Source organism: Amycolatopsis sp. NPDC114503 (genome assembly GCF_055633655.1).
This window is the reverse complement of record NZ_JBVKDT010000001.1, coordinates 1016351-1035732: the sequence shown is the minus strand read 5'-3', so window position 1 is coordinate 1035732 and position 19382 is coordinate 1016351. Positions and strand designations below refer to the sequence as shown.

Genomic DNA, 19382 nt, shown 5'->3' with positions numbered 1-19382 from the left:
CGGTGAGCCCCTCCCGTTCCGGTCGCGGCCGTGCGCCGAGCGGCCCGCGACCGGGCAGTTACCCGGTGCGGTTCGGGACCGCCGAGCTGCTGCGCGACGCCGATCGGCCCAACGCTTGGATGCTTTCGGTGGGCGGGGTGGCGCAGTCCTACGTCGATCTGGACGACCCGACGAATCTGGAGTTCGACTACGTGCGCCGGCTCGGCGATCTGGTCGATTTCCTTCCTCCCGGACCGCTCGACGCGCTGCACGTCGGCGGCGCGGGCTGTTCCCTGCCGCGCTATGTCGCCGCGACGCGACCGGGTTCGCGGCAGCTCGTGTTCGACGCCGACGAGCCGCTGATCAACCTGGTCCGCGAACAGCTTGACCTGCGCAGTGTCCCGAAGCTGCGGGTCCGGATCGAGGACGGCCGCGCGGGCGTGCGCAGCAGGCACGACGCGACGGCGGATTTGATCGTGCTCGACGCCTTCGAACGCGCGACGCTGGCTGGCGGTCTGGCGACCGTCGAATTCGTCACTGATGTGGCGCGCGTGCTGCGGCCGGGCGCCACGATGCTGGCGAATATCTCCGACGGGCCGGGGTTGCCGTTCGCGCGCCGGTTCCTCGCGACGCTGGCGGAGGTGTTTCCGCACGTCGTCCTGCTCGCCGAACCCAGCGTGCTGCGCGGCCGCCGGTTCGGCAATCTCGTACTGGCCGCCTCGCGGCTCGAACTGCCGACGGCGGAGCTGACCCGGCGCGCGGCGTCCTCGCCGTCTCCGGCGCGGGTGGTGCACGGCGATGAGCTGCGGCAGCTTCGGGGGAAGGCCGCACCGGTGTCCGATGCGGAAGAGCTGCCCTCGCCGACGCCGCCGGACGACGTGCTCGGCCTGTTCTGAAGCCTCACTTCTGAGGTCAGGGCATACTGCGCCGTTGGTTGCTAACCCGACAACAGTCACGGCGGGAAGGTTGCGGTGAGCACATCGGCGGCGGTCCGCGCCCGCCTACTTTTTGGCGGATTAGCAAAAAAAAAGCGGGTTCCCCCCGTACCCGCCAGAGCCCGCTTATCCTTGCTGCCTTCCGGCCCTGGGGAAGTTCACAGGGTGGACGCCACGGGGGGTCCCCGCAGACGACTATAGCGGACTCGGTTGCGGCGCCTCCGACCCCTGCGCCGCTCGCGCTTCGACGAGGTCGAGCACCTCCCGCACCGACGCCGGGTCGCGGGCGTCGAACGGATGCACCGGGATGCCGTCGCGCACGGTCAGCGCCCAGCGCACGTCGTGCAGCGGGCGGGTGAGCAGGCCGTCGAAGCAGTTCACCCCGACCACGAACGGCAGCCGCAGCCCCTCGACCGCGTCCAGCACCGGGTAGGCGTCCGCGATCCGGCGCGGGTCGACCACGACGAGCGCGGCGTCCGCACCCTGCACGAGGTCCGGCCAGCGGAACCAGAACCGGGCCTGTCCGGGCGCGCCGAACAGGTACCGCCGCCGCTCGCCCTCGCCGAGCCGGCCGAAATCGAGCGCGGCGGTGGTGTCGCCGGCGTCGGTGCGCACCGGCGCGATCTCCGAAACGGCGTGCACCGCTGTCGTTTTCCCGGCTCCGGCCGGGCCAAGCACGAGAATCTTCACGGGTCAGGCGAACGCGGTGTTCTTCAACTCCTCGACGAGCGCGGGGGTAAGGACTTCGGACGCGCGGTTGGCGAACATCGCCATCTCGTAGGCGATCGTGCCGAGGCTGGCCTGTTTGTTGGCCAGCACGCCGAGAGAGCAGCCGATGCTGATGGTGCAGACCACCAGGTAGCCGCGTTCCAGCTCGACCACGACCTTGTCCGGATCGCCGAGCGGATGGCTTTCGGACACGCTCTGGGCCAGCGCGAGCATCGCCGAGCAGGTCGCCGCGAGCCGGTCGGCGTCCGCGCGGTCGAGATCCTGCGAGGCGGCGATCAGCAGCCCGTCCGCGGACACCGCGAGCGCGGCGATCGCGCCTGCGGTGTGCAGCGCGAAGCGGTTGACCAGCCAGTTGAAATTCTGCGCGGCGGCGGGAACGGTCATGATCCTCCTTGATCGGCCTGCTGAGCGGTGACTTGCTGTGCTTTGGCGACGCCGTCGGAAAACGAGTCGAAGGTGGCCCGTTCGGCGGCCGGATCGCGCAATTCGCGGCGCGGCAACGGGGTGCGGACGATCTGCGGCAGTTTGAGCCCGGGAGCCAGCTGGGCTCCGGGGACGCGGCGGTAGACGCCGTCGCGGGATTCCGGTGCCACCACGGTGAACTGGTGGGTCGGGGACGGGTCCGTGACGTCCGGTGTGTCCGCCGTGTCCTCTGTGGACTCTTCGGCCGCTTCCGGTTCGTCGGGCAGTTCGAGCGTTCCGGTGCGGGAGGCGAATTCCGGTTCCGCCTCCGGCCATTCCGGAGCCTCCGCCTGCTCTGGCTCTGGCTCTGGCTCCGGCTCGTCAGCTTCGAGTTCCGGAGGGTCGATGAACCACCGGAACCCGGCCGGAGTCGGCGCGGACAGCGCGGCGATCGCGGGCGCGGGCAGCAGCACCGGACGCGGGTCCGGCACCTGACCCGGCTCGAAAAGCCCTGGCCCACGACGGAAATCGACGTCGCGGGTGAACAGCGCCTGCGGCACCGAAACCCGGGCCGTCACCCCACCGTCCGGAGTGGACTCCAGCTCGACGCGCAGCGAATGCCGCTGGGCGAGCCGCCCGACCACGACCAGGCCGAGCTGCTGCCCGGACGCCGCCTCGACCGGTTCGGCGAGCCGGTGATTCTCCTGCGCCAGCCGGTCCGCGGACAGCCCGACGCCGTGATCGGCGATGCTCACCAGCAGATCCCCGGACGGCTGGAACTCCGTCGAGATCTCCACCGCGGATTCCGGCGGAGAGAACGCGGCGGCGTTTTCCAGCAGCTCGGCGAACAGCAGCACCAGGTCGATCCCCAGCGACGGCGCGAGCAGCGCCTCCGCCGGTTCGTCCAGCCGGATCCGGGATTCGTCGTCGATTTCCGCGGCGGCCGAGCGCAACGCGGTGGCCAGTTCGATCGGACCGCCGACCCGGGTTTCGTCGCGATTACCAGTCACCACAAGCAGATCGTCCGCGGTACGGCGCAGCCGGAGCGCGGCGTGTTCCACACGGTGCAGCCCGGCGAGCAACACCGGATCGTCGGCGCCGCGCGTCAATTCCTCGACTACCGTGCGCTGGCCCGCGACCAGGTTCTGCGTGCGTTTCGCCGCTCCGACCAGCAGCTGGACCCCGGCGCGGCGCGCGTTCGCCTGCTCGGCCACCGCATCGGCCGCGGAACCGCGGAGCCGGTTGAACGCGGCGGCCAGCTCGGCCAATTCACCGCCGGTCCCGGCGTCGAGAGCGGGCAGCGACGGCTGCGGCGGCCCCGATCCCGGTTCGGCGGCCTGAACCAATTCAGCGGCGGCGAGGTCGGCGGTCGAACGCGCTTGCGTGCTCAGCCTGCGCAGCGGCCGGGCGACGGATCGTGCCGCCAGTACGGACAATGCGGCAACGAGTCCGAAAAGGACAATCGCGGCACCGCCGACGATTAAGGCCGTCCGGGTCGCGCTGGACGCCTTCGCGGAAGCCGCATCGGCGATCGCGCCGGAGAGCCGGGCTTCCACCGCGCCGCGCTGATCAGCGAGTTGAGTACCGGCAGTGACCACATCGGACACAAACTGCCGGTCTTGCCTCGGCGCGGCAGCCAACCGGTCGAACTGCTGGGCCGTCGCTCCCGTCTCGACCGCAGCGAGCTGGGACGCGTCCTGGCTCCCGGTCAGCCGGGCGAACTGTTCTCCGTAGACGGCAGCGCGCTGACCTGCACGATCAGCTCCCGCGGAGGCGATCAGCGCGGTCGCCCTTGCCGCCCGCTGTTCGTCCGCGCGCAGCAGCGCGTCGAGGGCGTTGAGCTGCCGGGCACCGGTGCCGTCCGAAGTGGCCAGTCCTTGCGCATCGATCACGCCGACAGACATGGAATCGTAGCCATATGCCACATCAGCTACGGAAATCTGACGATTAAGCGCGTCTTGCCGCAGTTTCGACAGTGCGCCACCCGGGCTGACCAGGCTGTCCGCGACGCCGTGCGCCGCGCTGTCCACCTCCTGCCGCTGCCGGACGAGCGCCGTGGTGGTGGCCGACGGGTCGGCGACAAAAGCGGCCGTGAGCAGGCTTTCCCGCTGCAACTGTCCGACCAGGCCGCCCGCCCGCTGCGCCCGGGCCGCGGCGTCCGAAGTGGTCGCGGCCGTCGACGCGGCGGTGACCTGGGCAAAGACGAGCGGAACCGCCGCCGCCACGACCAGGATCAGCGGAGCTGCGACCAGGACGGTCACTCGCGCTTGCACAGTGCGGATTCCGAGGCGGTCGAGCAGCCGCGCAGCGGATTCATGCGACCGGGCCGAGCCGTCGCGCATCCACGTCACCTTCCGTTCCCGAGGAGTCCCGACGAGACCGAGGCGTGGAGTGCACCGAACGGGGACACCCGCAGAAAGCTACTACTCTCAGTAGTACTCGTCGCGGTACGCACATGGTCGGACACCCCACGTCTGCGCAGAGCTTAGCGAGGCTTGCAAGATCTAGACAATGCCCTCTTGTGCCGTGTCGCGCCCTGACAAGCTGGGGTTTTCCCGGCGAGCGGCACGCACCGGAGCGCGCGGAAGAGGAGAATGGCCGATATGCGCACCGCACCTGTCGCCGCCGACGTCGCCGCTGCCCATCTTCGCCTCCGACCACACGTCCGGTGGACGCCACTGTTACGCACCGAAATCGACGGTCGTCCGTTCGTCCTCAAGCTGGAGCACCTCCAGCGGTCCGGTTCGTTCAAACTCCGCGGCGCGGTAAACGCCCTGCTCAGCGGTCCTCAGCCGAAGCGAGTGGTCACCGCGTCGGGCGGCAATCACGGCCTAGGCGTCGCCACCGCCGCGCAAGCGCTAGGCATTCCCGCAGTCGTCTACGTGCCGGAGTCTGTGCCCGAAGCGAAAGCCGCGGGCATCGAAGCGGCTGGCGCGAAGCTCATCCGACACGGCGCGGCCTACGCCGAAGCAGCAGCCGCCGCGCTGGCCGACGCCACCGAATCCGGCACCCGCTACCTGCACGCGTACGACGACGCCGACGTGATCGCCGGCCAAGGAACCGCGACCGCGGAGATCGTGGCCGACGCTCCGGACGTCGACGCCATCGCCATCGCAGTGGGCGGCGGAGGACTGGCGTCCGGCGCGACGCTGGCGGCGGACGGTCGTCAGGTGTTCGCGGTGGAGCCGGAGCACTGCCAGGCGCTGCACGCCGCCCTCGCCGCGGGCGAGCCGGTGGATGTCACGATCGACTCGGTCGCCGCTTCCGCGCTCGGTGCGACTCGCGTCGGCGAGCTGGCGTTCGGCATCCTCAACTCGCCGTCCGTCACGTCCGTGCTGGTGTCCGACGCCGAAATCCTCGCCGCGCGCGACTTGCTGTGGCGCGACTTCCGGCTCGTGGTCGAACCCGCCGCCGCGGCTCCGCTGGCCGCCTGGCTGGCCGGGCGCATCCCGGCCGAGCTGCCGTGTTTTGTCTTGTGCGGAGCCAATACCTCGGTCACTTTTGCGTGAGGTCGTACACCTTCGCGCCGCCGACCGTGGTGGCGTGGAAGTGCTGCTCGACCCAGCTCGTGATCTTCCCTGAGGCGCCGCGGCTGTCGCCAGGGCCGCCGCGGCCGTTGCGCGCGGCGACGACGAAGTAGTGGATATCGCCGCTCGCCACGTATTGCTGGAATTGCGCGAGTGTCGGCGCGGGGTCGCTGCCGCTGAAACCGCCGACCGCGAGCACCGGTTTGCCGCTGTTCAACGCCAGTCCGGCAGCCTGCATCGCACCGGTTTCCGCGGCGGCCCACTTCGTCGTCGCGGTCTCCAGCAGCCGGTTAAGCTCCACATTGGACTTTTGCGGCCCGCCGAAACTGACGCGACCCTTGTGCTCGCTTTGCGGTCCGGACGCAGGGCTCCCGCCGGTATGCGCCGTCGACGCCGTAGCAACCGCGAAAGACGCCATCCCGAGCAGAGCGGCCACGAGCGCCAGAACCGCGACAGCCCGGCGTGCCGTGCCGATCAGCAACGCGACCACGCCTACTACGCCCAGCACCAGCACGGTGTACCGCACCCACGGCTGCCAGTTCGGAGTCCGGTGCAGCAGCACAAAACTCCACGCGACAGTCGCCGCCAGCATCACCGCAAGCACCACACGCGGTGCGAAGTAAGCCCGACCGCGCCACAGTTCGGTCGCGGAAATCGCTACGGTGGCAGCGATTCCCGGCGCGAGTGCGACCGTGTAGTACGGGTGGATGATCCCGCTCATGTAGCTGAAGACGAGGGCGCTGATCACCGTCCAGGCGCCCCACAGCAGCAACGCCGCTCGCGTGCGGTCAGTGCGCGGCGCTCGGCGGGTGAACCACAATCCGGCCACGAGCCCGATCAACGCCGCGGGCAACAGCCAAGACGCCTCGCCACCGAATTGCTCAGTGAACAAGCGAGTCAGGCCCGCTTGGCCGCCGAAGCCATGCATTGCCTTGCCGTCGGAAAACTCCGGCAATTTCGGTTTCGCGTCCCCGCCGTGCGACTGTCCGAAAATCCGGCCGAGTCCATTGTACCCGAAGGCCAATTCCAGCACGCTGTTGTTCGTCGACCCGCTGATGTACGGCCGATCGGCCACCGGCCACAACGCCACCGCGAGCACCCACCAGCCCGCGGAAACCACCACCGCCCCGGCAGCGGCGAGCAGTTGCCACGCCCGCCGTCCCAGCGAAGTCGGCGCAGCCACCGCGTACGCGAGCACGAACGCGGGCAACACCAGAAAAGCCTGCAGCATCTTGTCGAGGAACCCGAAACCGATCGCGACGCCCGCCAGCAGCAACCACTTGGTGCCCGCCTTTTCCAGCGCCCGCACCAGGAAATACCCGCCCGCGACGAGGAGCAGCACCAGGAACGCGTCCGGATTGTTGAACCGGAACATCAACGCGGCCACCGGAGTGAGCGCGAGCACCGACCCGGCCAGCAGCCCGGCGACCGGACCGGAAAGCCGCCGCACCGCCAGATACAGCAGCCCGACCGAGCCCACGCCCGCCAGCGCGTCCGGAACCAGCATGCTCCAGCTGGAGAATCCGAAAATCCGCCCGGACAATCCCATCATCCACAGGGAAAGCGGCGGTTTGTCGACGGTGACCACGTTGCCCGGATCGAGCGAGCCGAAGAACCACGCCTTCCAGTCCCACGTGCCCGCCTGCACGGCCATCGCGTAGAAGTCGTTGCCCCAGCCGGAGATCGCGACATTGGTGAGAAACAACGCGGCGGTGCCCAGCAGCAGCACCGCGACCGCGGGGCGCACCCAGCGTGGCGCGACGACAGTCGTCATGCCCGTAATTCTCACGGCCCGGGCTGTGCGCGGGCTGTGAATCACTCACGAAGGAGTGTTGCCACCGTCACGCAATTGCGGAAACGATGCCACGAATTCGGTCCGCCCCGGCCCGCTGGCGACCATCACGCGCCCGGAATGCGCAGCGACTACCGCGGCGACAATCGCCAATCCCAGCCCGGTGCTCCCGGCAGCGCGCGAACGTGAATTGTCTCCGCGGGCGAACCGCTCGAATACCTCCGGCAGGATTTCCGGCGGAATTCCCGGCCCATCGTCCACAACGGACAAAGTGACCCATCCGTCCTGGGTGGACAATGCGGTCGTGACCGTGGTTCCCGCGGGCGTGTGCGTGCGGGCATTGCCGAGGAGGTTCAGCACGACCTGGTGCAGTTGCCCGGAATCGCCCAGCACGGCTATGGGTTCGCCGGGAAGTTCCAGCAGCCACTTATGTTCCGGGCCGGCCACGTGCGAATCGGCGACCGCGTCCGCGACCAGCCGGGACAAATCGACCGGCTGGTGCACCACCGGGCGGCCGGAGTCGAGACGGGCGAGCAGCAGCAGGTCTTCCACGAGCGTCGTCATCCGCGCCGATTCGGATTCCACCCGGCTCATCGCGAACGCGATGTCCGGCGGCACCTGTTCGCCGCTGCGCCGGGTCAATTCGGCATACCCGCGGATCGCGGCGAGCGGCGTGCGCAATTCGTGGCTCGCGTCCGCGACGAACCGCCGCACCCGGCTTTCGCTTGCCTGGCGGGCGGCGAGCGCCTCGGCGATGTGGCCCAGCATCCGGTTGATCGCCGAACCGACCTTGCCGACCTCGGTTCGCGGGTCAGTGTCCACTTCGGGCACTCGCTCGGACAGCGCGACCTCGCCGCGGTCCAGCGGCAGTTCGGACACCCGGGAAGCGGTGGCGGCGAGCCGGTCCAGCGGAGCCATCGTGCGCCGGATCGTGACCGCACCGGCGAACCCGGCGACGAAAATGCCGCCGAGCGCGACGCCGCCGAAGATGAATCCCAGCCGCCACAACGTTTCCGTCACCCGGGTCATCGGCAACCCGATCACGGTGAACTCCCCGCGCGGCGAATACGTCGCGACCACGCGGTATTTATTGAGATTCCCGGGAAGCTCGACCGTGCGACGCTGGCCGTTCGGCGCGAGCACGAGCAGGACCCGGTCCTGTTCCGGCGTCAGCTGGATGAGCCCGAACGGACCGATCACCTGGCCGTTGACCACGCCGTTGCGCACCGTCAGGCTGAGTGTCCCCTCGGGCTGGCCGAGCACGCGAAGCGGATCCGGCGGCAGCTTGCCGGAACCGTTGATCGGCGGGCGCGGCACGCCGTGGCGGAACCCGCGATCGCTCGCCGCCGCCAGCTGCTGGTCGAGCTGCCCGACGAGAAAGCTGTTCAACGCGAATTCGGTGACCACGCCGACCACGAGACAGACCAGCGCGAGCAGCGCCGCCAGCTGCATGATCAGCCTGCGGCGCAACGACCACGGGCGGCGGCGCTCAGCCCGCGGCGGGTTTGAGGACATATCCGGCGCCGCGCATGGTGTGGATCATCGGTTCCCGATCGGCGTCGATTTTCTTGCGGAGATAGGAAATGTACAGTTCGACGATATTGGCCTGGCCGCCGAAATCGTAGCTCCACACGCGGTCGAGGATCTGCGCCTTCGACAGCACCCGGCGCGGATTGCGCATCAGGTAGCGCAGCAATTCGAACTCGGTCGCTGTGAGCGGCACCAGGTCGCCGCCGCGGTGCACCTCGCGGCTGTCCTCGTCCAGCGTCAGGTCGCCGACCACGAGCTGCGACCCGGTCGACCCGGAAACACCGCCCGCCCGGCGCAGCAGTGCGCGCAGCCGCAACGCCACCTCTTCGAGGCTGAACGGCTTGGTCACGTAATCGTCGCCGCCCGCGGTGAGCCCGGCGATCCGGTCCTCGACCGCGTCTTTCGCGGTGAGGAAAAGAACCGGCAGATACGGCGTTTCGGCGCGCATCCGGCGCAGCACCTCGAGCCCGTCGAAATCGGGCAGCATCACGTCGAGCACCACGGCGTCCGGACGGAAATCGCGGCCGACGCGCACCGCCTCGGCCCCGGTGCCCGCGCTGCGCACCTCCCAGCCCTCCATCCGCAGGGCCATCGACACGAGTTCGGCCAGCGTCGACTCGTCGTCGACGACCAGCACCCGGACCGGGCTGCCGTCCGCGCGGCGCAGTTCGGCCTTGCCCCGGCCGGCAGATGCGGCGTTCACACTGCTCATGGTGCCATCTTCGGGGCCCGTCTTCAGATCGAACTGTGCCCCGGCTGTGCGTTTCCTGTGCATGGGTGCACAGGTGTCCCCCACGTCCGCCACAGGTTCCGCACAGCGCGCGCCCCGACGCTCGGGAACAACCAGCTCGAACGTTCCGGAGGAGACCATGACGACCGATCCAGCACAGGGCGCGACCTGGGGAGAGCAGCCTGCTCCCGCATCCGGAGGCAGCGGTCCGGGGAAGGCGTGGTCGGGCCGGAAAACCGCGATCGCGGCGGGCGTCGCGGTCGTGATCGCGGTGGGCGGCGGACTGGCGATCTGGGCGGGGACCAGCGGCAACAACGCGACCGCGCAGCAGCAGGGTCCCGGTGGATTCGGCGGTCCGGGCGGACCCGGCGGTTTCGCCGGGCGCGGCGGCATGGGCGGGATGGCCGCGCTGCGGGACGCGCTGCACGGCGACTTCGTGGTGGCGGATCCGGCCGGCGGGTACGTGACCGAACGCCTGCAAACCGGGACGATCACCGAACTCAGCGCCACCTCGGTGACCTTGACGAGCAAGGACGGTTACAAGCAGAGCTACACGCTGGATTCGTCGACGGCCAAGACCGGTTCGCCCAAGTCCGGCGACAACGTCACCGTCGTCGCGAAGGTCCAGGGCGCCACGGCCACCGCGACCTCTCTCGGCGAAGCGCAGCAGTTCGGCAACGGACAACCTCGCCGCCGCGGGTAGTCCGTGAAGGGCTCCTTGAGGGAATCTGGTTCCCTCAAGGGGTCCTTCACAGCGAGCGAGGAGGCTGTCGTGAAGCGGTGGATCACGCTGGCGTGCGGTGTGGTGCTGGTGCTCGTCGGTGCTGTCTGGGTGCTGCAGGGCGTCGGCGTGCTGACCGGCAGTTTCATGACCGGCCAAAAGCTCTGGTTCCTGATCGGACTCGTCGCGTTCCTGGTCGGCGTGGTCCTCGTCGCGGCCACGACGTTCCGGAAACGCACGCGCTGACTCACCGGGTGAAGATCTCGAACACCGGGTAGCCCGGCGCGATCTCCAGCAGCTTCTCCTCCGGAGCCTTCGCGTCGACGCCGTCGAAGAACACCCCGACCTCGAACGCCCAGCGCTTGAGGTACGAGCGCAGGATGGCGGGCTTCTCCTCGTTGGACAGCTCGCGGTAGGTGAACGTCTCGGTGCGCCGTCCGACGGTCAGCTGACCCTCGCCCGCGGCGCGGAGGTTGCGCACCCACTGGGTTTCGCCGCGCGCGGCCACCAGGTACTGCTTGCCCTCGAACGGCAGCAGGTTCACCGGGATCTCGCGCAGTTCGCCGGACTTGCGGCCGCGAACGCCCAGCACCCGGCTGCCCCACACGCTGACGCCGCGCTTGGTGAGCCAGCGGACGAGGCCGTTGAACGCCGCGGTCGACTTGCCCGGTTCGACGTAACGAGTGCTGGTCATGGGTCCTCCTCGGTCTTCGAGAGCGGTGCTCTCTGTTGTGAACAGTGAACACTGCCAGGTCGCCGCCTGTCAAGAGCAGTGCTCTCGGTTTTGCGCAGCGCTCTCAACCGAGGCACACTGATCGCATGACTGCCGCACCCCGGACCGCCCGCGAACGGGTCCGCGCCGAGCTGACCCGCGAGATCAAGGACGAGGCCCGCCGCCAGCTGGCCGAGGTCGGCGCGCTCGGACTTTCCCTGCGCGCGGTCGCTCGTGAGCTGGGGATGGTCTCGTCGGCGCTGTACCGGTACTTCCCGAGCCGAGATCACCTGCTCACCGCATTGATCGTCGACGCGTACAACGCCGTCGGAGAGGCCGCCGAACAAGCCGACCCGCACACCGGCGACCCGCGTACGCGCTGGCGAGCCATCTGGCGCGCGACCCGCGAGTGGGCCCGCGCGAACCCGCACGAGTACGCGCTCATCTACGGCTCGCCGATCCCCGGTTACCAAGCTCCGCAAGACACCGTCGGACCCGCCGGGCGAGTGGCGTTCTCGCTGGTCGCAGTGCTGCGCGACGCACATCCGCACGAGCCCGCGGTCACCGCGCCAATGTCGGACGAACTGCGCGCGCAGGCCGATCAGCTCACCCAGACCCTGGACATCGACGCGCCAGCCGAAGTCGTCATGCGTGCCATCGGTGCCTGGACACAGCTGTTCGGCGCGCTCAATTTCGAGCTGTTCGGCCAGTACGTCGGCAGCGTCGACCCCGCCGATGCGTACTTCGAGCACCTCATCGGGCAGATGGCGGACTTCGTCGGTCTGTAGCCCGGGGTAAGTTCGCCGTGGCGCAAGAACGAAAGGCGGGTTCGACGTGACGGGATGGGCCGGACGGGTCGGCAGGATCCGGGTGATCGGCACCGGTGTGATGGGACGAGGCATCGTCCAGCTCGCCGCGACCGGCGGAGCCACCGTGGAACTCGCGGATGTGCAACCGGAAGCGGTCAACGCGGCGATCGAGCACGTCAGCGCGATGGTCGACCGGCTGGTCGCCAAGGGCAAACTGACCGAGGAGGCCGGCCGCGCGGCTAAGGAACGCCTGGTCCCGGTCGACGGCCCCCTCGCGCCCGCCGAGGGCGTGGATTTGGTGATCGAAGCCGTCCGCGAAGACCTGGAAACGAAGCAAACCCTCTTCGCCGGCCTCGAAAAGGTCTGCGGCCCAGACACGATCTTCGCGACCAACACCAGCTCGCTGTCCGTCACCGAAATCGCCGCCGGGATCGCTGACCCCACGCGCATGGTCGGCCTGCACTTCTTCAACCCCGTCCCGCTGATGCGCCTGGTCGAGGTCATCCCCGGCGTCCGCACCGCCGATTGGCTGCCGGGTGAAGCGCTCGAACTAGTCCGCAGCTGGGGCCACGAACCCGTGCTGGCGAAGGACGCCCCCGGCTTCCTCGTCAACCACGCGGGCCGCGGCCTGAACACCGAAGCCCTGCAAATCCTTTCCGAGTCCCTCGCTTCTCCCGCTGAGATCGACCGCGTCGCGCGCGACGTCCTCGGCCTCAAGCTCGGCCCGTTCGAGCTGCTGGACCTCACCGGGCTGGACGTCTCGCACGCGGTACTGGAAAGCATCTGGAGCGGCTTCCACGCAGAACCGCGCCTGCGCCCGTCGTGGCTCACCCGCCCACGCGTCGCCGCCGGCCTCTTCGGCCGCAAAACCGGCGAAGGCTTTTACCGCTATACCGACGGAAAACAAGAAGTTCCCCCCGAGGTTTCGGCCCCGCCCGCGCCCTCCAAGCCGGTCTACGCCGCAGACGAACGCCTGGGCCGCCTCCTGTCCGCGGCAGGCGTCGACGTCGTCCCGGACGCCTACCCCGACACGGTCCTCCTGGTAACCCTGCGCGGGGAGTCCACTGTGGAGGCTGCGCGGCAACTGGAACTGCCCGCCGAGCGCGTCGTCGGTGTCGATGCCCTTGGCTACGAATCGCGCTTCACCATGTCTGTCCATTCTGGACTGGACCCGCACTATGGCCGTGCCGCCTGGGGCGCTCTGGCCGCCACCGGAACCCCGGTAACGGTCGTCCGCGACGGTGCCGCGCCCATCGCACAACGCCTTCTGGCTTCCATCATCAACACGGCCTGCTACATCGCCGACCAGGGTCTGGCCGCCCCCGCGGACATCGACACCGCCGTACGCCTAGGCCTGGGCTACCCTCGCGGCCCCTTGGAGTGGGGCGATCTGGTCGGCCCGGAAAAGGTCCTGCGAATCCTGAACGGCCTCCTGCGCGCCACCGGGGACCCGCGCTACCGCCCGAGCGGGTGGCTGACGGAACGGGTGGCGCTGGGCCTTCCTCTCGCCTCCACCGGCACCCGTCCCGCTGATCTGGCCTGAGTTTTTTGTCGGTGGTGGGCAGTACTTTCGCGGAATGCTGCCACCACCGGCTCCTTCCGCGCCCAGCTTCCCTCAAGGCTGGTGCCCGGAATCCGCACCGATCCAGCGGCAGTAGGCAGCCGCATCGACGTTGCTCCCGCAGACGACGGTGACCACGTGCCGTCCGGCGAAGCGGTCGCGGTTTTCGAGAATCGCCGCGACGCCGAGCGCGGCCGAGGGTTCGACGACAAGTCCGGCGCGATCGAACAGCAGCCGCATGCCGGCGATGATCGACGCCTCCTGGACCAGGACGGCGTCGTCGGCGACGAGAAGGAGGTCGTTCAGGACGTCCGGAATGGGAAACCGGCCGGCGACGCCGTCGGCGATGGTGTCGGTCGAGTCGGTCGAGACGACGCGCCGCTGGTGCCAGGAGCGCGTCATCGCCGGTGCGCCCAGCGGCTGGACGCAGATCACCTCGACCTCGGGCGCGCGCTCCTTGAGCACGTGTCCCACCCCGGTGGCCAGCGCCCCTCCGCCCAGAGCGATCAGCACGGTGTCGAACGCGGGCCCGGCGTCCGCCAGTTCGAGGCCGATGGTTGCCGCGCCCTCGCAGGTCTCGAGGTCCAGGCTGTCTTCGACCAGCCGGATGCCGTCGTGCCGCGCGATGGCCGCCGCTCGTTCGCGCGCCGTCTCGATGTCGCCGTCCACCAGTTCCAGCCTGGCGTCCAGCGCATGGATGCGCTCAAGCTTGGCCGCGGGCGCGAAGCGGGAGGCCACCACGGTGACGTCGAGCCCACGGCCACGACCGGACCAAGCCAGTGCTTGGCCAAGGTTTCCCGCACTCGCGCACACGGCAGCGGGGGCACGGTTGCCGGCGAGCGCACTAGCGATCACTTCGGTGCCACGCGCCTTGAAGCTGCGGACCGGGTTCGCCGTTTCGAGCTTGATGCTCACCATGCATCCGAGATCGCGCTCCAGCGCCTCGCAGCGATACAGCGGAGTGTCGAGGAAAGCAGGGTCGATCCGCTCGCGAGCAGCTTTGATCCGAGCGGTGTCGAGGCGCGTCATCGGCTGGCTCCTGCGTACTGGTCCAAAGCCGCGAGGACGGTGAGTGCGTCCCGAAGCGCGGCGACGTCGTGAGTCCGGATGAAATCGACGCGGTGGCTGGCGGCGTACAGTTCCGCGGCCAGGCTGGCCGGTCCGATCTCCGCCAGCTCACGTCCGGTGATCGCGCGGAGAAACGACTTCCGGGACGGCGAGACCATGATCGGGACACCGAATCGGCTCCTGATCGCGCGGAGCGCGGCCAGGACCGCCAGCGACGGTTCCGGCGTGGCGCCGAGAAAGTATCCGAGCCCTGGATCGATGATCAGCCGCTCGCGGTCGATCCCCGCTGCCTGGAGCGCGGCCAGCCGCTGGTCGAAGAACTGCTCCAGCGCCGTCAGCACCGTCCGCGGATCGGTGCGCACCTTGGTCGCGGGTCCCCGCCGCTGCACCGAGTGCATGACAACGAGGCGGCATCCGGTACCGGCCAGCTCCGCATACCGTTCAGGTTCCGGAAATCCCTGGATGTCGTTGAGAAACGCGGCGCCGCGCGCGGCGGCGAACAGCTGGGTCCGGGGCTGGAACGAGTCGACCGACACGGGGATGCCGTCGGCGACCAAAGGGTCAAGGACCAACTCCAGCCGCCGTACCTCCTCCTCGGCGGTCACCGGCTCGGCACCCGGATGACTCGCCGCGGGGCCGAGTTCGACGACGTCCGCGCCCGCCGCCAGCAATCGGCGAGCCTGCGCGAGCGCGTTCGCCGGCGCCAGGAATCTGCCGCCGTCGGAAAACGAGTCCGCGCTGACGTTGACAATTCCCACCAGCCGGGGCCGGTGCCAGGACTCTCCCGAAAAAGCCAGATGGTGAACCATCGCCGTGTCTCCCGGATCTCGATCCCCTAAGAGCCCAGGCGTACGGCACGACGTCACGTGGACGAGGCCGCTCCCCGATGGTGATCCATCTTCACACGCCAGTCACGGCCTAGCGACAGAGTAGCAAGAAATGCGATCGCGGAGCTACCGGCGGCCGTCGGGAGATGGTGCCCCGACGGCCGCCGCTCAAACGATTCACCAGCGATAATCCGTCGCGGCCCCATTCCGGTAAATAATGTAGCCGCCCTGGAAATCACTGCGGGCACCCCCGCTGATCGGGTACTCGTCCGAGGTAGGCAACTTCAAATACCCGTTCTCCCACCCGAGCGCGGCCCACCGCTTGCGAATCTCGCCCTGCACCATGTGTGCCCCAGTGCCCGCGCTCCAGTAAACCGAACCGCCGCCAGTGAAATGGTTGTACCGCGCAACCCCGTTAGGCGTACCGGTTTCATCGGTGGTCGGATACCCCATCCCTCGCTCCCATCCCAGCGAGGCCCACTTCTCCCGAATAGCCCCGCCGATCTGATGCGCACCGGCAGACGGCGTCCAGTAAATCGAACTGCCGAGAGTGAAGTGGTTGTACCGCCCCACTCCGTCCGGCGTGCCGGACTCGTCCGTAGTCGGGTAGCCGAGCCCGCGCTCCCAACCCAGCGAAGCCCACTTGTCCCGGATAGCCCCGCCGATCTGATGCGCACCACCGGTCGGCGTCCAATAAACCGATCCGCCGGTGAAGTGGTTGTACCGTCCGACTCCATCGGGAGTCCCGGATTCGTCGGTGGTCGGATACCCGACTCCGCGCTCCCAGCCGAGAGCAGCCCACTTGGCCCGGATCTGCCCCTGCACCGAATGCGCCCCCGTGGACTGAGTCCAGTAAATGGACGCGGCCTGGCTGCCCGGCGTACCGATCAGATGGTTGTACCGGCCCACCCCGTCCGGAGTCCGAGTCTCATCGGTCACCGGCGGCCCGTACACCTGATGCCCGCCGATCGCGAGATACCGGTCCAGGATCTGCCCGCCGATCTCGTGCACCCCGGCAGCCGCGGACCAGTACAACCGCCCATTCGCATAAACCCGATACCGCACCGGACCGTCCACCACCTCAGAACCCGTTGGCGCACCGAGCAAACTCCGCAGCCCGGGCTCAGCCGCATACCGCTGGTCGATCGCCGTCACGTAGTTGGCAGTCAGCGTCATATCGCCGGTGCCAACGGTGATCGACCACGAGGAGGTAGCCGGGCCGCCCTGCCAACCGGTGAACTTGGAAACCCCGTCAGTGCCGACCAACGCCGCAGTCACGTCAAACGTCGCGCCCTCAGTGACCATCGCACTGCTGACGCCACCCTCGCTCGGGATGCTCAACGCGGCGGGCTGCGTACCCGCCAACGTCAACCGATGTTGGCGCGGGTAAGCGACATAGGTCTTACTGGCCTGCACTCCCGCACTATCGGTAACAGTCGCAGTGAATTCCATCCGAGAGTCGGTGTGATCAGTAAACGGAACCGTCAACGTCGGCCCCGTCGCACCGTCACCGGGATGCACGTGGCAAGCCCCAAGATCCGGACAGTGCCGAATCAACGACGTCCACGTAATCGGAAGCGCGCCATCCTCGACATCCGTGGCCGTGGCAGACAACGAAACCGGCTCGCCGACGGCAAAGTCCTTATCCGGCGCGGACAAAGTCAGCACCGGCGAGTGATTGCCCGGCGCGACAGCAATCTTCGCCGTTCCGACACCGCCAAGCGGATCCGACACAGTCAACGTCGCGGCAAACGAAGCACCATCGCCGTACTGATGACTGGCCTGAACCCCAGTGCCGCTGCTGCCGTCGCCGAAGTCCCAGGCATACGTGAGCGGATCACCGTCAGCATCAGTAGAACCGCTGGCATCAAAGGAAACCGTACGAGTAGCCGGATCCGTCGAAGACGTCGCCTTGGCCACCGGCGGAGCGTTGTTCGTCGAGTAGCTCAACCGCCGGAGCACGCCAGAGTTCAGGTCGCTGAAGACGATGTCCCCGTTAGGCGCGGCGGAAATCCGGGTAACCCCACCGACATTCTGGAACGGCGGCGGACTCGTAGGCGCCTGCGTGAGCTTGCCCTGAGCGTCATAGCGCAGAGTCCAGATCTTCTGCCCCGCGTAGTCGCCGAAGAAGTACGCACCCTGGTAAGCAGCGGGATAAGTGGTGCCCCCGTACACAATCCCGCCGGTGACGCTGTTGCCCTGCGAAGGATCCGTCCCGTGCTGGTAGTCCCACAACGGCGGGGTGTTCACCATCGACGCACAACGCGCGTCAGTCGAATACCCCGGCGTGGGATGGTTCCCCTCATAACAAGGCCAAGCGAGATTCGCGCCCGGCTGCACGACATCCAGCTCTTCCCAGGTGTACCAGCCGACGTCGCCGACCACCGGCAGCCCGCTCTTCGGGTCGAGGCTGAACCGGAACGGATTGCGGAAGCCACTCGCGAACACCTTGCTGCGCGCGGAATCCGGCGCGGAAGCGGTGTAGTACGGGTTGCTCGGCACACCCTTGCCGTCCGCGGTGAGGTGCAGGATCTTGCCGAACGGCGAATCGAGGTCCTGCGCGGCGAAGGCGATCGGGTTGGTCTTGCCCGCGTCGCCGTTGTCGCCGACGGAGTACCAGAGCGTGCCGTCCGGCGCGGGGTAAACCGTGTCGAGGCCGTGGATGTAATACGGGCTGCCGGGCAGGTCGAAAATCACCTGCTCGCCGGTCAGCCCGGACGGATGCCCATCGCCGTCGAGCTGCACGGTGAACTTGGCGGCGCGCAGCGTGTACTGGCCGTTGCCCAGCGACACCGAGCGGTTCAGGTAGATCTGGTGCGAGGCGGCGTAGTCCGGCGCGAGCGCGATGCTCGTGAGGCCCATGTCGCCCTGCGTCTCGACCGGGAAGGTCGCGATCCGCTGCGGCGCGCCGCCGCCCGCGGCCGGGACCCAGTTGACGACACCGGACTTGCCCAGTGCCAGCACGCTGTCGTCGGGCAGCCAGGCGAAGTCGGTGAACTCGTACTGTCCGAGCCCGGTGGGCAGGTCCCGCAAGACGAAACCCGGCGGCAGCGCCGGAGTGTCGGCAGCTGCCGCCGGGGCGACCGCGAGGGGAACCGCAACGACCGCGAGTGCGGCCACGAGCAGGGAACGGAGCTTGCGCCAGGCCATCCAAGGCCCCCTTTCTGAGCGTTTCGGTAATCGCTCAGAAGGGGGATGAAGTTGCCTCTAACGGGTGATATTTATTCGACCGTGACACTGTGGGTCAGGGCACGACCTGGACCACGTCGCCGACGTGCAGGGTGTTGAAGAAGCGCAGCGACGACGCCCCCGACAGGTGGATGCAGCCGTGCGAGTACACCCTCAGGCTGCCGGTGTGGAACGCGTCGCCCGGGTAGAAGAAGACCGAGTTCGCCATCGGGGCGTTGTCGAACTCCTTGCTCAGGTGCAGCTTTTCCTTGCCCATCACGTGGAACGTGCCGGTCGGGGTCTCGTGCCCCTTGCGCCCGGGCAGCATCGAGACGGGGCCGTAAATCACCTTGCCGTCCTGCAGCAGCCAGGCTTGGTGCCCGGAAATGTCGACGCAGGCGCTGGTGCCGGAAGCCGCGGCGGCCGCCGCGCACGGGACGTCGGCGGTGCTCGGCTCCGGGTCGGCCTTCGGCTTGGGCGCGGGCTTCGGAGTCGGCTTCGGCGTCGGAGTCGCGCTGGTGCTGGCCGGGCTGCTGCTGGTCGCCGGGGCAGAACTGCTGGTCGGCGCGCTGGAAGACGAGACGGGCACGCTCGCCGCGACGGGAACGGCCCCGCCGCCGGAAGCCGACCCGGCCGTGCCGCCGGAGCACGCCACGAGCCCGAAGGCCGCGGCCAGCGCCGCCATCCCCACCAGAAGCCTTTTCACGATCCGGTACCCCCGCATTCGGTCGGGTCACATTCGGTAGGACCCGTATCACCCGAATAGACGACCATCACCCCCACGTGGTTGCTCGGCAATGGTCACGATCCGGCGTCTCCACCCCCGGGTTGAGCCGCGGATCCACCCGGCGCCAGCCCGTACGCCGACGAAAGCCGCACCGATCCCGGCGAG

At 68.7% G+C, this 19382-nt stretch carries 18 protein-coding genes, 1 other RNA gene and 1 riboswitch; of the genes, 7 read left to right on the top strand and 12 right to left on the bottom strand.

Annotation, left to right across the window (positions count from 1 at the left end):
- Positions 1-2 precede the first annotated feature (2 nt).
- Positions 3-875 (top strand): spermidine synthase, encoded by an 873-nt coding sequence (locus ACZ7OI_RS05075; RefSeq protein WP_470262881.1) that lies wholly within the window; start codon positions 3-5, stop codon positions 873-875.
- Positions 876-1004: 129 nt separating this feature from the next.
- Here ACZ7OI_RS05075 and ffs read toward each other — a convergent pair.
- The 4 genes from ffs to ACZ7OI_RS05055 form a co-directional block, all read right to left on the bottom strand.
- Positions 1005-1104: signal recognition particle sRNA small type (gene ffs, locus ACZ7OI_RS05070), an RNA gene on the bottom strand.
- A gap of 5 nt (positions 1105-1109) precedes the next feature.
- Positions 1110-1604, bottom strand: a complete 495-nt coding sequence (locus ACZ7OI_RS05065; RefSeq protein ID WP_470262880.1) for a GTP-binding protein — start codon at positions 1602-1604, stop codon at positions 1110-1112.
- A gap of 3 nt (positions 1605-1607) precedes the next feature.
- Positions 1608-2027 carry a roadblock/LC7 domain-containing protein gene (locus ACZ7OI_RS05060; RefSeq protein ID WP_009084595.1) on the bottom strand — a complete coding sequence of 140 codons (420 nt, stop codon included), beginning with the start codon at positions 2025-2027 and terminating at the stop codon, positions 1608-1610.
- Entirely contained in the window at positions 2024-4387 is a 2364-nt protein-coding gene (locus ACZ7OI_RS05055; RefSeq protein ID WP_470262879.1) for a sensor histidine kinase, read from the bottom strand. The genes ACZ7OI_RS05060 and ACZ7OI_RS05055 overlap by 4 nt, the downstream gene beginning before the upstream one ends.
- Positions 4388-4648: 261 nt before the next feature.
- Between ACZ7OI_RS05055 and ACZ7OI_RS05050 the strand changes: the two genes are divergently transcribed.
- Positions 4649-5554 carry a serine/threonine dehydratase gene (locus ACZ7OI_RS05050; protein ID WP_470262878.1) on the top strand — a complete coding sequence of 302 codons (906 nt, stop codon included), beginning with the start codon at positions 4649-4651 and terminating at the stop codon, positions 5552-5554.
- Here ACZ7OI_RS05050 and ACZ7OI_RS05045 read toward each other — a convergent pair.
- The 3 genes from ACZ7OI_RS05045 to ACZ7OI_RS05035 are packed head-to-tail and all read right to left on the bottom strand — an operon-like array spanning position 5541 to position 9606.
- A complete protein-coding gene (locus ACZ7OI_RS05045; RefSeq protein ID WP_470262877.1) occupies positions 5541-7346 on the bottom strand; it encodes an ArnT family glycosyltransferase in 1806 nt (601 codons plus the stop codon). The genes ACZ7OI_RS05050 and ACZ7OI_RS05045 overlap by 14 nt on opposite strands.
- A 45-nt stretch (positions 7347-7391) precedes the next feature.
- On the bottom strand, positions 7392-8879 hold the full coding sequence (locus ACZ7OI_RS05040; RefSeq protein WP_470262876.1) for a sensor histidine kinase: 1488 nt from the start codon (positions 8877-8879) through the stop codon (positions 7392-7394).
- Positions 8854-9606, bottom strand: coding sequence for a response regulator transcription factor (locus ACZ7OI_RS05035; protein ID WP_043834561.1), 753 nt, complete (start codon positions 9604-9606; stop codon positions 8854-8856). Before ACZ7OI_RS05035 ends, ACZ7OI_RS05040 begins: the two co-directional genes overlap by 26 nt.
- Positions 9607-9763: 157 nt before the next feature.
- Here ACZ7OI_RS05035 and ACZ7OI_RS05030 point away from each other — a divergent pair, with 157 nt between their 5' ends.
- Positions 9764-10327 carry a hypothetical protein gene (locus tag ACZ7OI_RS05030; protein ID WP_470262875.1) on the top strand — a complete coding sequence of 188 codons (564 nt, stop codon included), beginning with the start codon at positions 9764-9766 and terminating at the stop codon, positions 10325-10327.
- Between the two features lie 69 nt (positions 10328-10396).
- Positions 10397-10591 (top strand): hypothetical protein, encoded by a 195-nt coding sequence (locus ACZ7OI_RS05025; protein WP_406639445.1) that lies wholly within the window; start codon positions 10397-10399, stop codon positions 10589-10591.
- 1 nt (position 10592) lies between these two features.
- Here ACZ7OI_RS05025 and ACZ7OI_RS05020 read toward each other — a convergent pair whose 3' ends face one another.
- Positions 10593-11039: a nitroreductase family deazaflavin-dependent oxidoreductase gene (locus ACZ7OI_RS05020; RefSeq protein ID WP_470262874.1), complete on the bottom strand. Its 447-nt coding sequence runs from the start codon at positions 11037-11039 to the stop codon at positions 10593-10595.
- 125 nt (positions 11040-11164) lie between these two features.
- On the opposite strand from ACZ7OI_RS05020, the gene ACZ7OI_RS05015 reads away from it, so the two are divergent.
- Together ACZ7OI_RS05015 and ACZ7OI_RS05010 are read left to right on the top strand one after the other, a co-directional pair.
- A complete protein-coding gene (locus ACZ7OI_RS05015; RefSeq protein WP_470262873.1) occupies positions 11165-11845 on the top strand; it encodes a TetR/AcrR family transcriptional regulator in 681 nt (226 codons plus the stop codon).
- 46 nt (positions 11846-11891) lie between these two features.
- Entirely contained in the window at positions 11892-13409 is a 1518-nt protein-coding gene (locus tag ACZ7OI_RS05010) for a 3-hydroxyacyl-CoA dehydrogenase (RefSeq protein ID WP_470262872.1), read from the top strand.
- A 72-nt stretch (positions 13410-13481) separates the two neighbouring features.
- On the opposite strand, the gene ACZ7OI_RS05005 is transcribed toward ACZ7OI_RS05010, so the two are convergent.
- The 4 genes from ACZ7OI_RS05005 to ACZ7OI_RS04990 form a co-directional block, all read right to left on the bottom strand.
- On the bottom strand, positions 13482-14456 hold the full coding sequence (locus tag ACZ7OI_RS05005; protein WP_470262871.1) for a threonine ammonia-lyase: 975 nt from the start codon (positions 14454-14456) through the stop codon (positions 13482-13484).
- Positions 14453-15304: a dihydropteroate synthase gene (gene folP / locus ACZ7OI_RS05000; RefSeq protein WP_470262870.1), complete on the bottom strand. Its 852-nt coding sequence runs from the start codon at positions 15302-15304 to the stop codon at positions 14453-14455. Before folP ends, ACZ7OI_RS05005 begins: the two co-directional genes overlap by 4 nt.
- A 25-nt stretch (positions 15305-15329) precedes the next feature.
- Positions 15330-15420: riboswitch (ZMP/ZTP riboswitch) on the bottom strand.
- A gap of 79 nt (positions 15421-15499) precedes the next feature.
- Positions 15500-18472: a PQQ-dependent sugar dehydrogenase gene (locus ACZ7OI_RS04995; RefSeq protein ID WP_470262869.1), complete on the bottom strand. Its 2973-nt coding sequence runs from the start codon at positions 18470-18472 to the stop codon at positions 15500-15502.
- A gap of 94 nt (positions 18473-18566) precedes the next feature.
- Positions 18567-18839, bottom strand: coding sequence for a L,D-transpeptidase family protein (locus ACZ7OI_RS04990; protein ID WP_470262868.1), 273 nt, complete (start codon positions 18837-18839; stop codon positions 18567-18569).
- A gap of 37 nt (positions 18840-18876) precedes the next feature.
- Here ACZ7OI_RS04990 and ACZ7OI_RS04985 point away from each other — a divergent pair, with 37 nt between their 5' ends.
- Positions 18877-19236, top strand: a complete 360-nt coding sequence (locus ACZ7OI_RS04985; RefSeq protein WP_470262867.1) for a hypothetical protein — start codon at positions 18877-18879, stop codon at positions 19234-19236.
- Positions 19237-19382 lie beyond the last annotated feature (146 nt).

Bases quoted from the DNA above. Each gene is read 5' to 3' on its own strand.
- ACZ7OI_RS05035 (WP_043834561.1), bottom strand. From the start codon at position 9,606: ATGAGCAGTGTGAACGCCGCATCTGCCGGCCGGGGCAAGGCCGAACTG.
- ACZ7OI_RS05020 (WP_470262874.1), bottom strand. From the start codon at position 11,039: ATGACCAGCACTCGTTACGTCGAACCGGGCAAGTCGACCGCGGCGTTC.
- ACZ7OI_RS05060 (WP_009084595.1), bottom strand. From the start codon at position 2,027: ATGACCGTTCCCGCCGCCGCGCAGAATTTCAACTGGCTGGTCAACCGC.
- ACZ7OI_RS05055 (WP_470262879.1), bottom strand. From the start codon at position 4,387: ATGCGCGACGGCTCGGCCCGGTCGCATGAATCCGCTGCGCGGCTGCTC.
- ACZ7OI_RS05015 (WP_470262873.1), top strand. From the start codon at position 11,165: ATGACTGCCGCACCCCGGACCGCCCGCGAACGGGTCCGCGCCGAGCTG.
- ACZ7OI_RS04995 (WP_470262869.1), bottom strand. From the start codon at position 18,472: ATGGCCTGGCGCAAGCTCCGTTCCCTGCTCGTGGCCGCACTCGCGGTC.
- folP (WP_470262870.1), bottom strand. From the start codon at position 15,304: ATGGTTCACCATCTGGCTTTTTCGGGAGAGTCCTGGCACCGGCCCCGG.
- ACZ7OI_RS05005 (WP_470262871.1), bottom strand. From the start codon at position 14,456: ATGACGCGCCTCGACACCGCTCGGATCAAAGCTGCTCGCGAGCGGATC.
- ACZ7OI_RS05050 (WP_470262878.1), top strand. From the start codon at position 4,649: ATGCGCACCGCACCTGTCGCCGCCGACGTCGCCGCTGCCCATCTTCGC.
- ACZ7OI_RS05045 (WP_470262877.1), bottom strand. From the start codon at position 7,346: ATGACGACTGTCGTCGCGCCACGCTGGGTGCGCCCCGCGGTCGCGGTG.
- ACZ7OI_RS05040 (WP_470262876.1), bottom strand. From the start codon at position 8,879: ATGTCCTCAAACCCGCCGCGGGCTGAGCGCCGCCGCCCGTGGTCGTTG.
- ACZ7OI_RS04985 (WP_470262867.1), top strand. From the start codon at position 18,877: ATGTCGACGCAGGCGCTGGTGCCGGAAGCCGCGGCGGCCGCCGCGCAC.
- ACZ7OI_RS05030 (WP_470262875.1), top strand. From the start codon at position 9,764: ATGACGACCGATCCAGCACAGGGCGCGACCTGGGGAGAGCAGCCTGCT.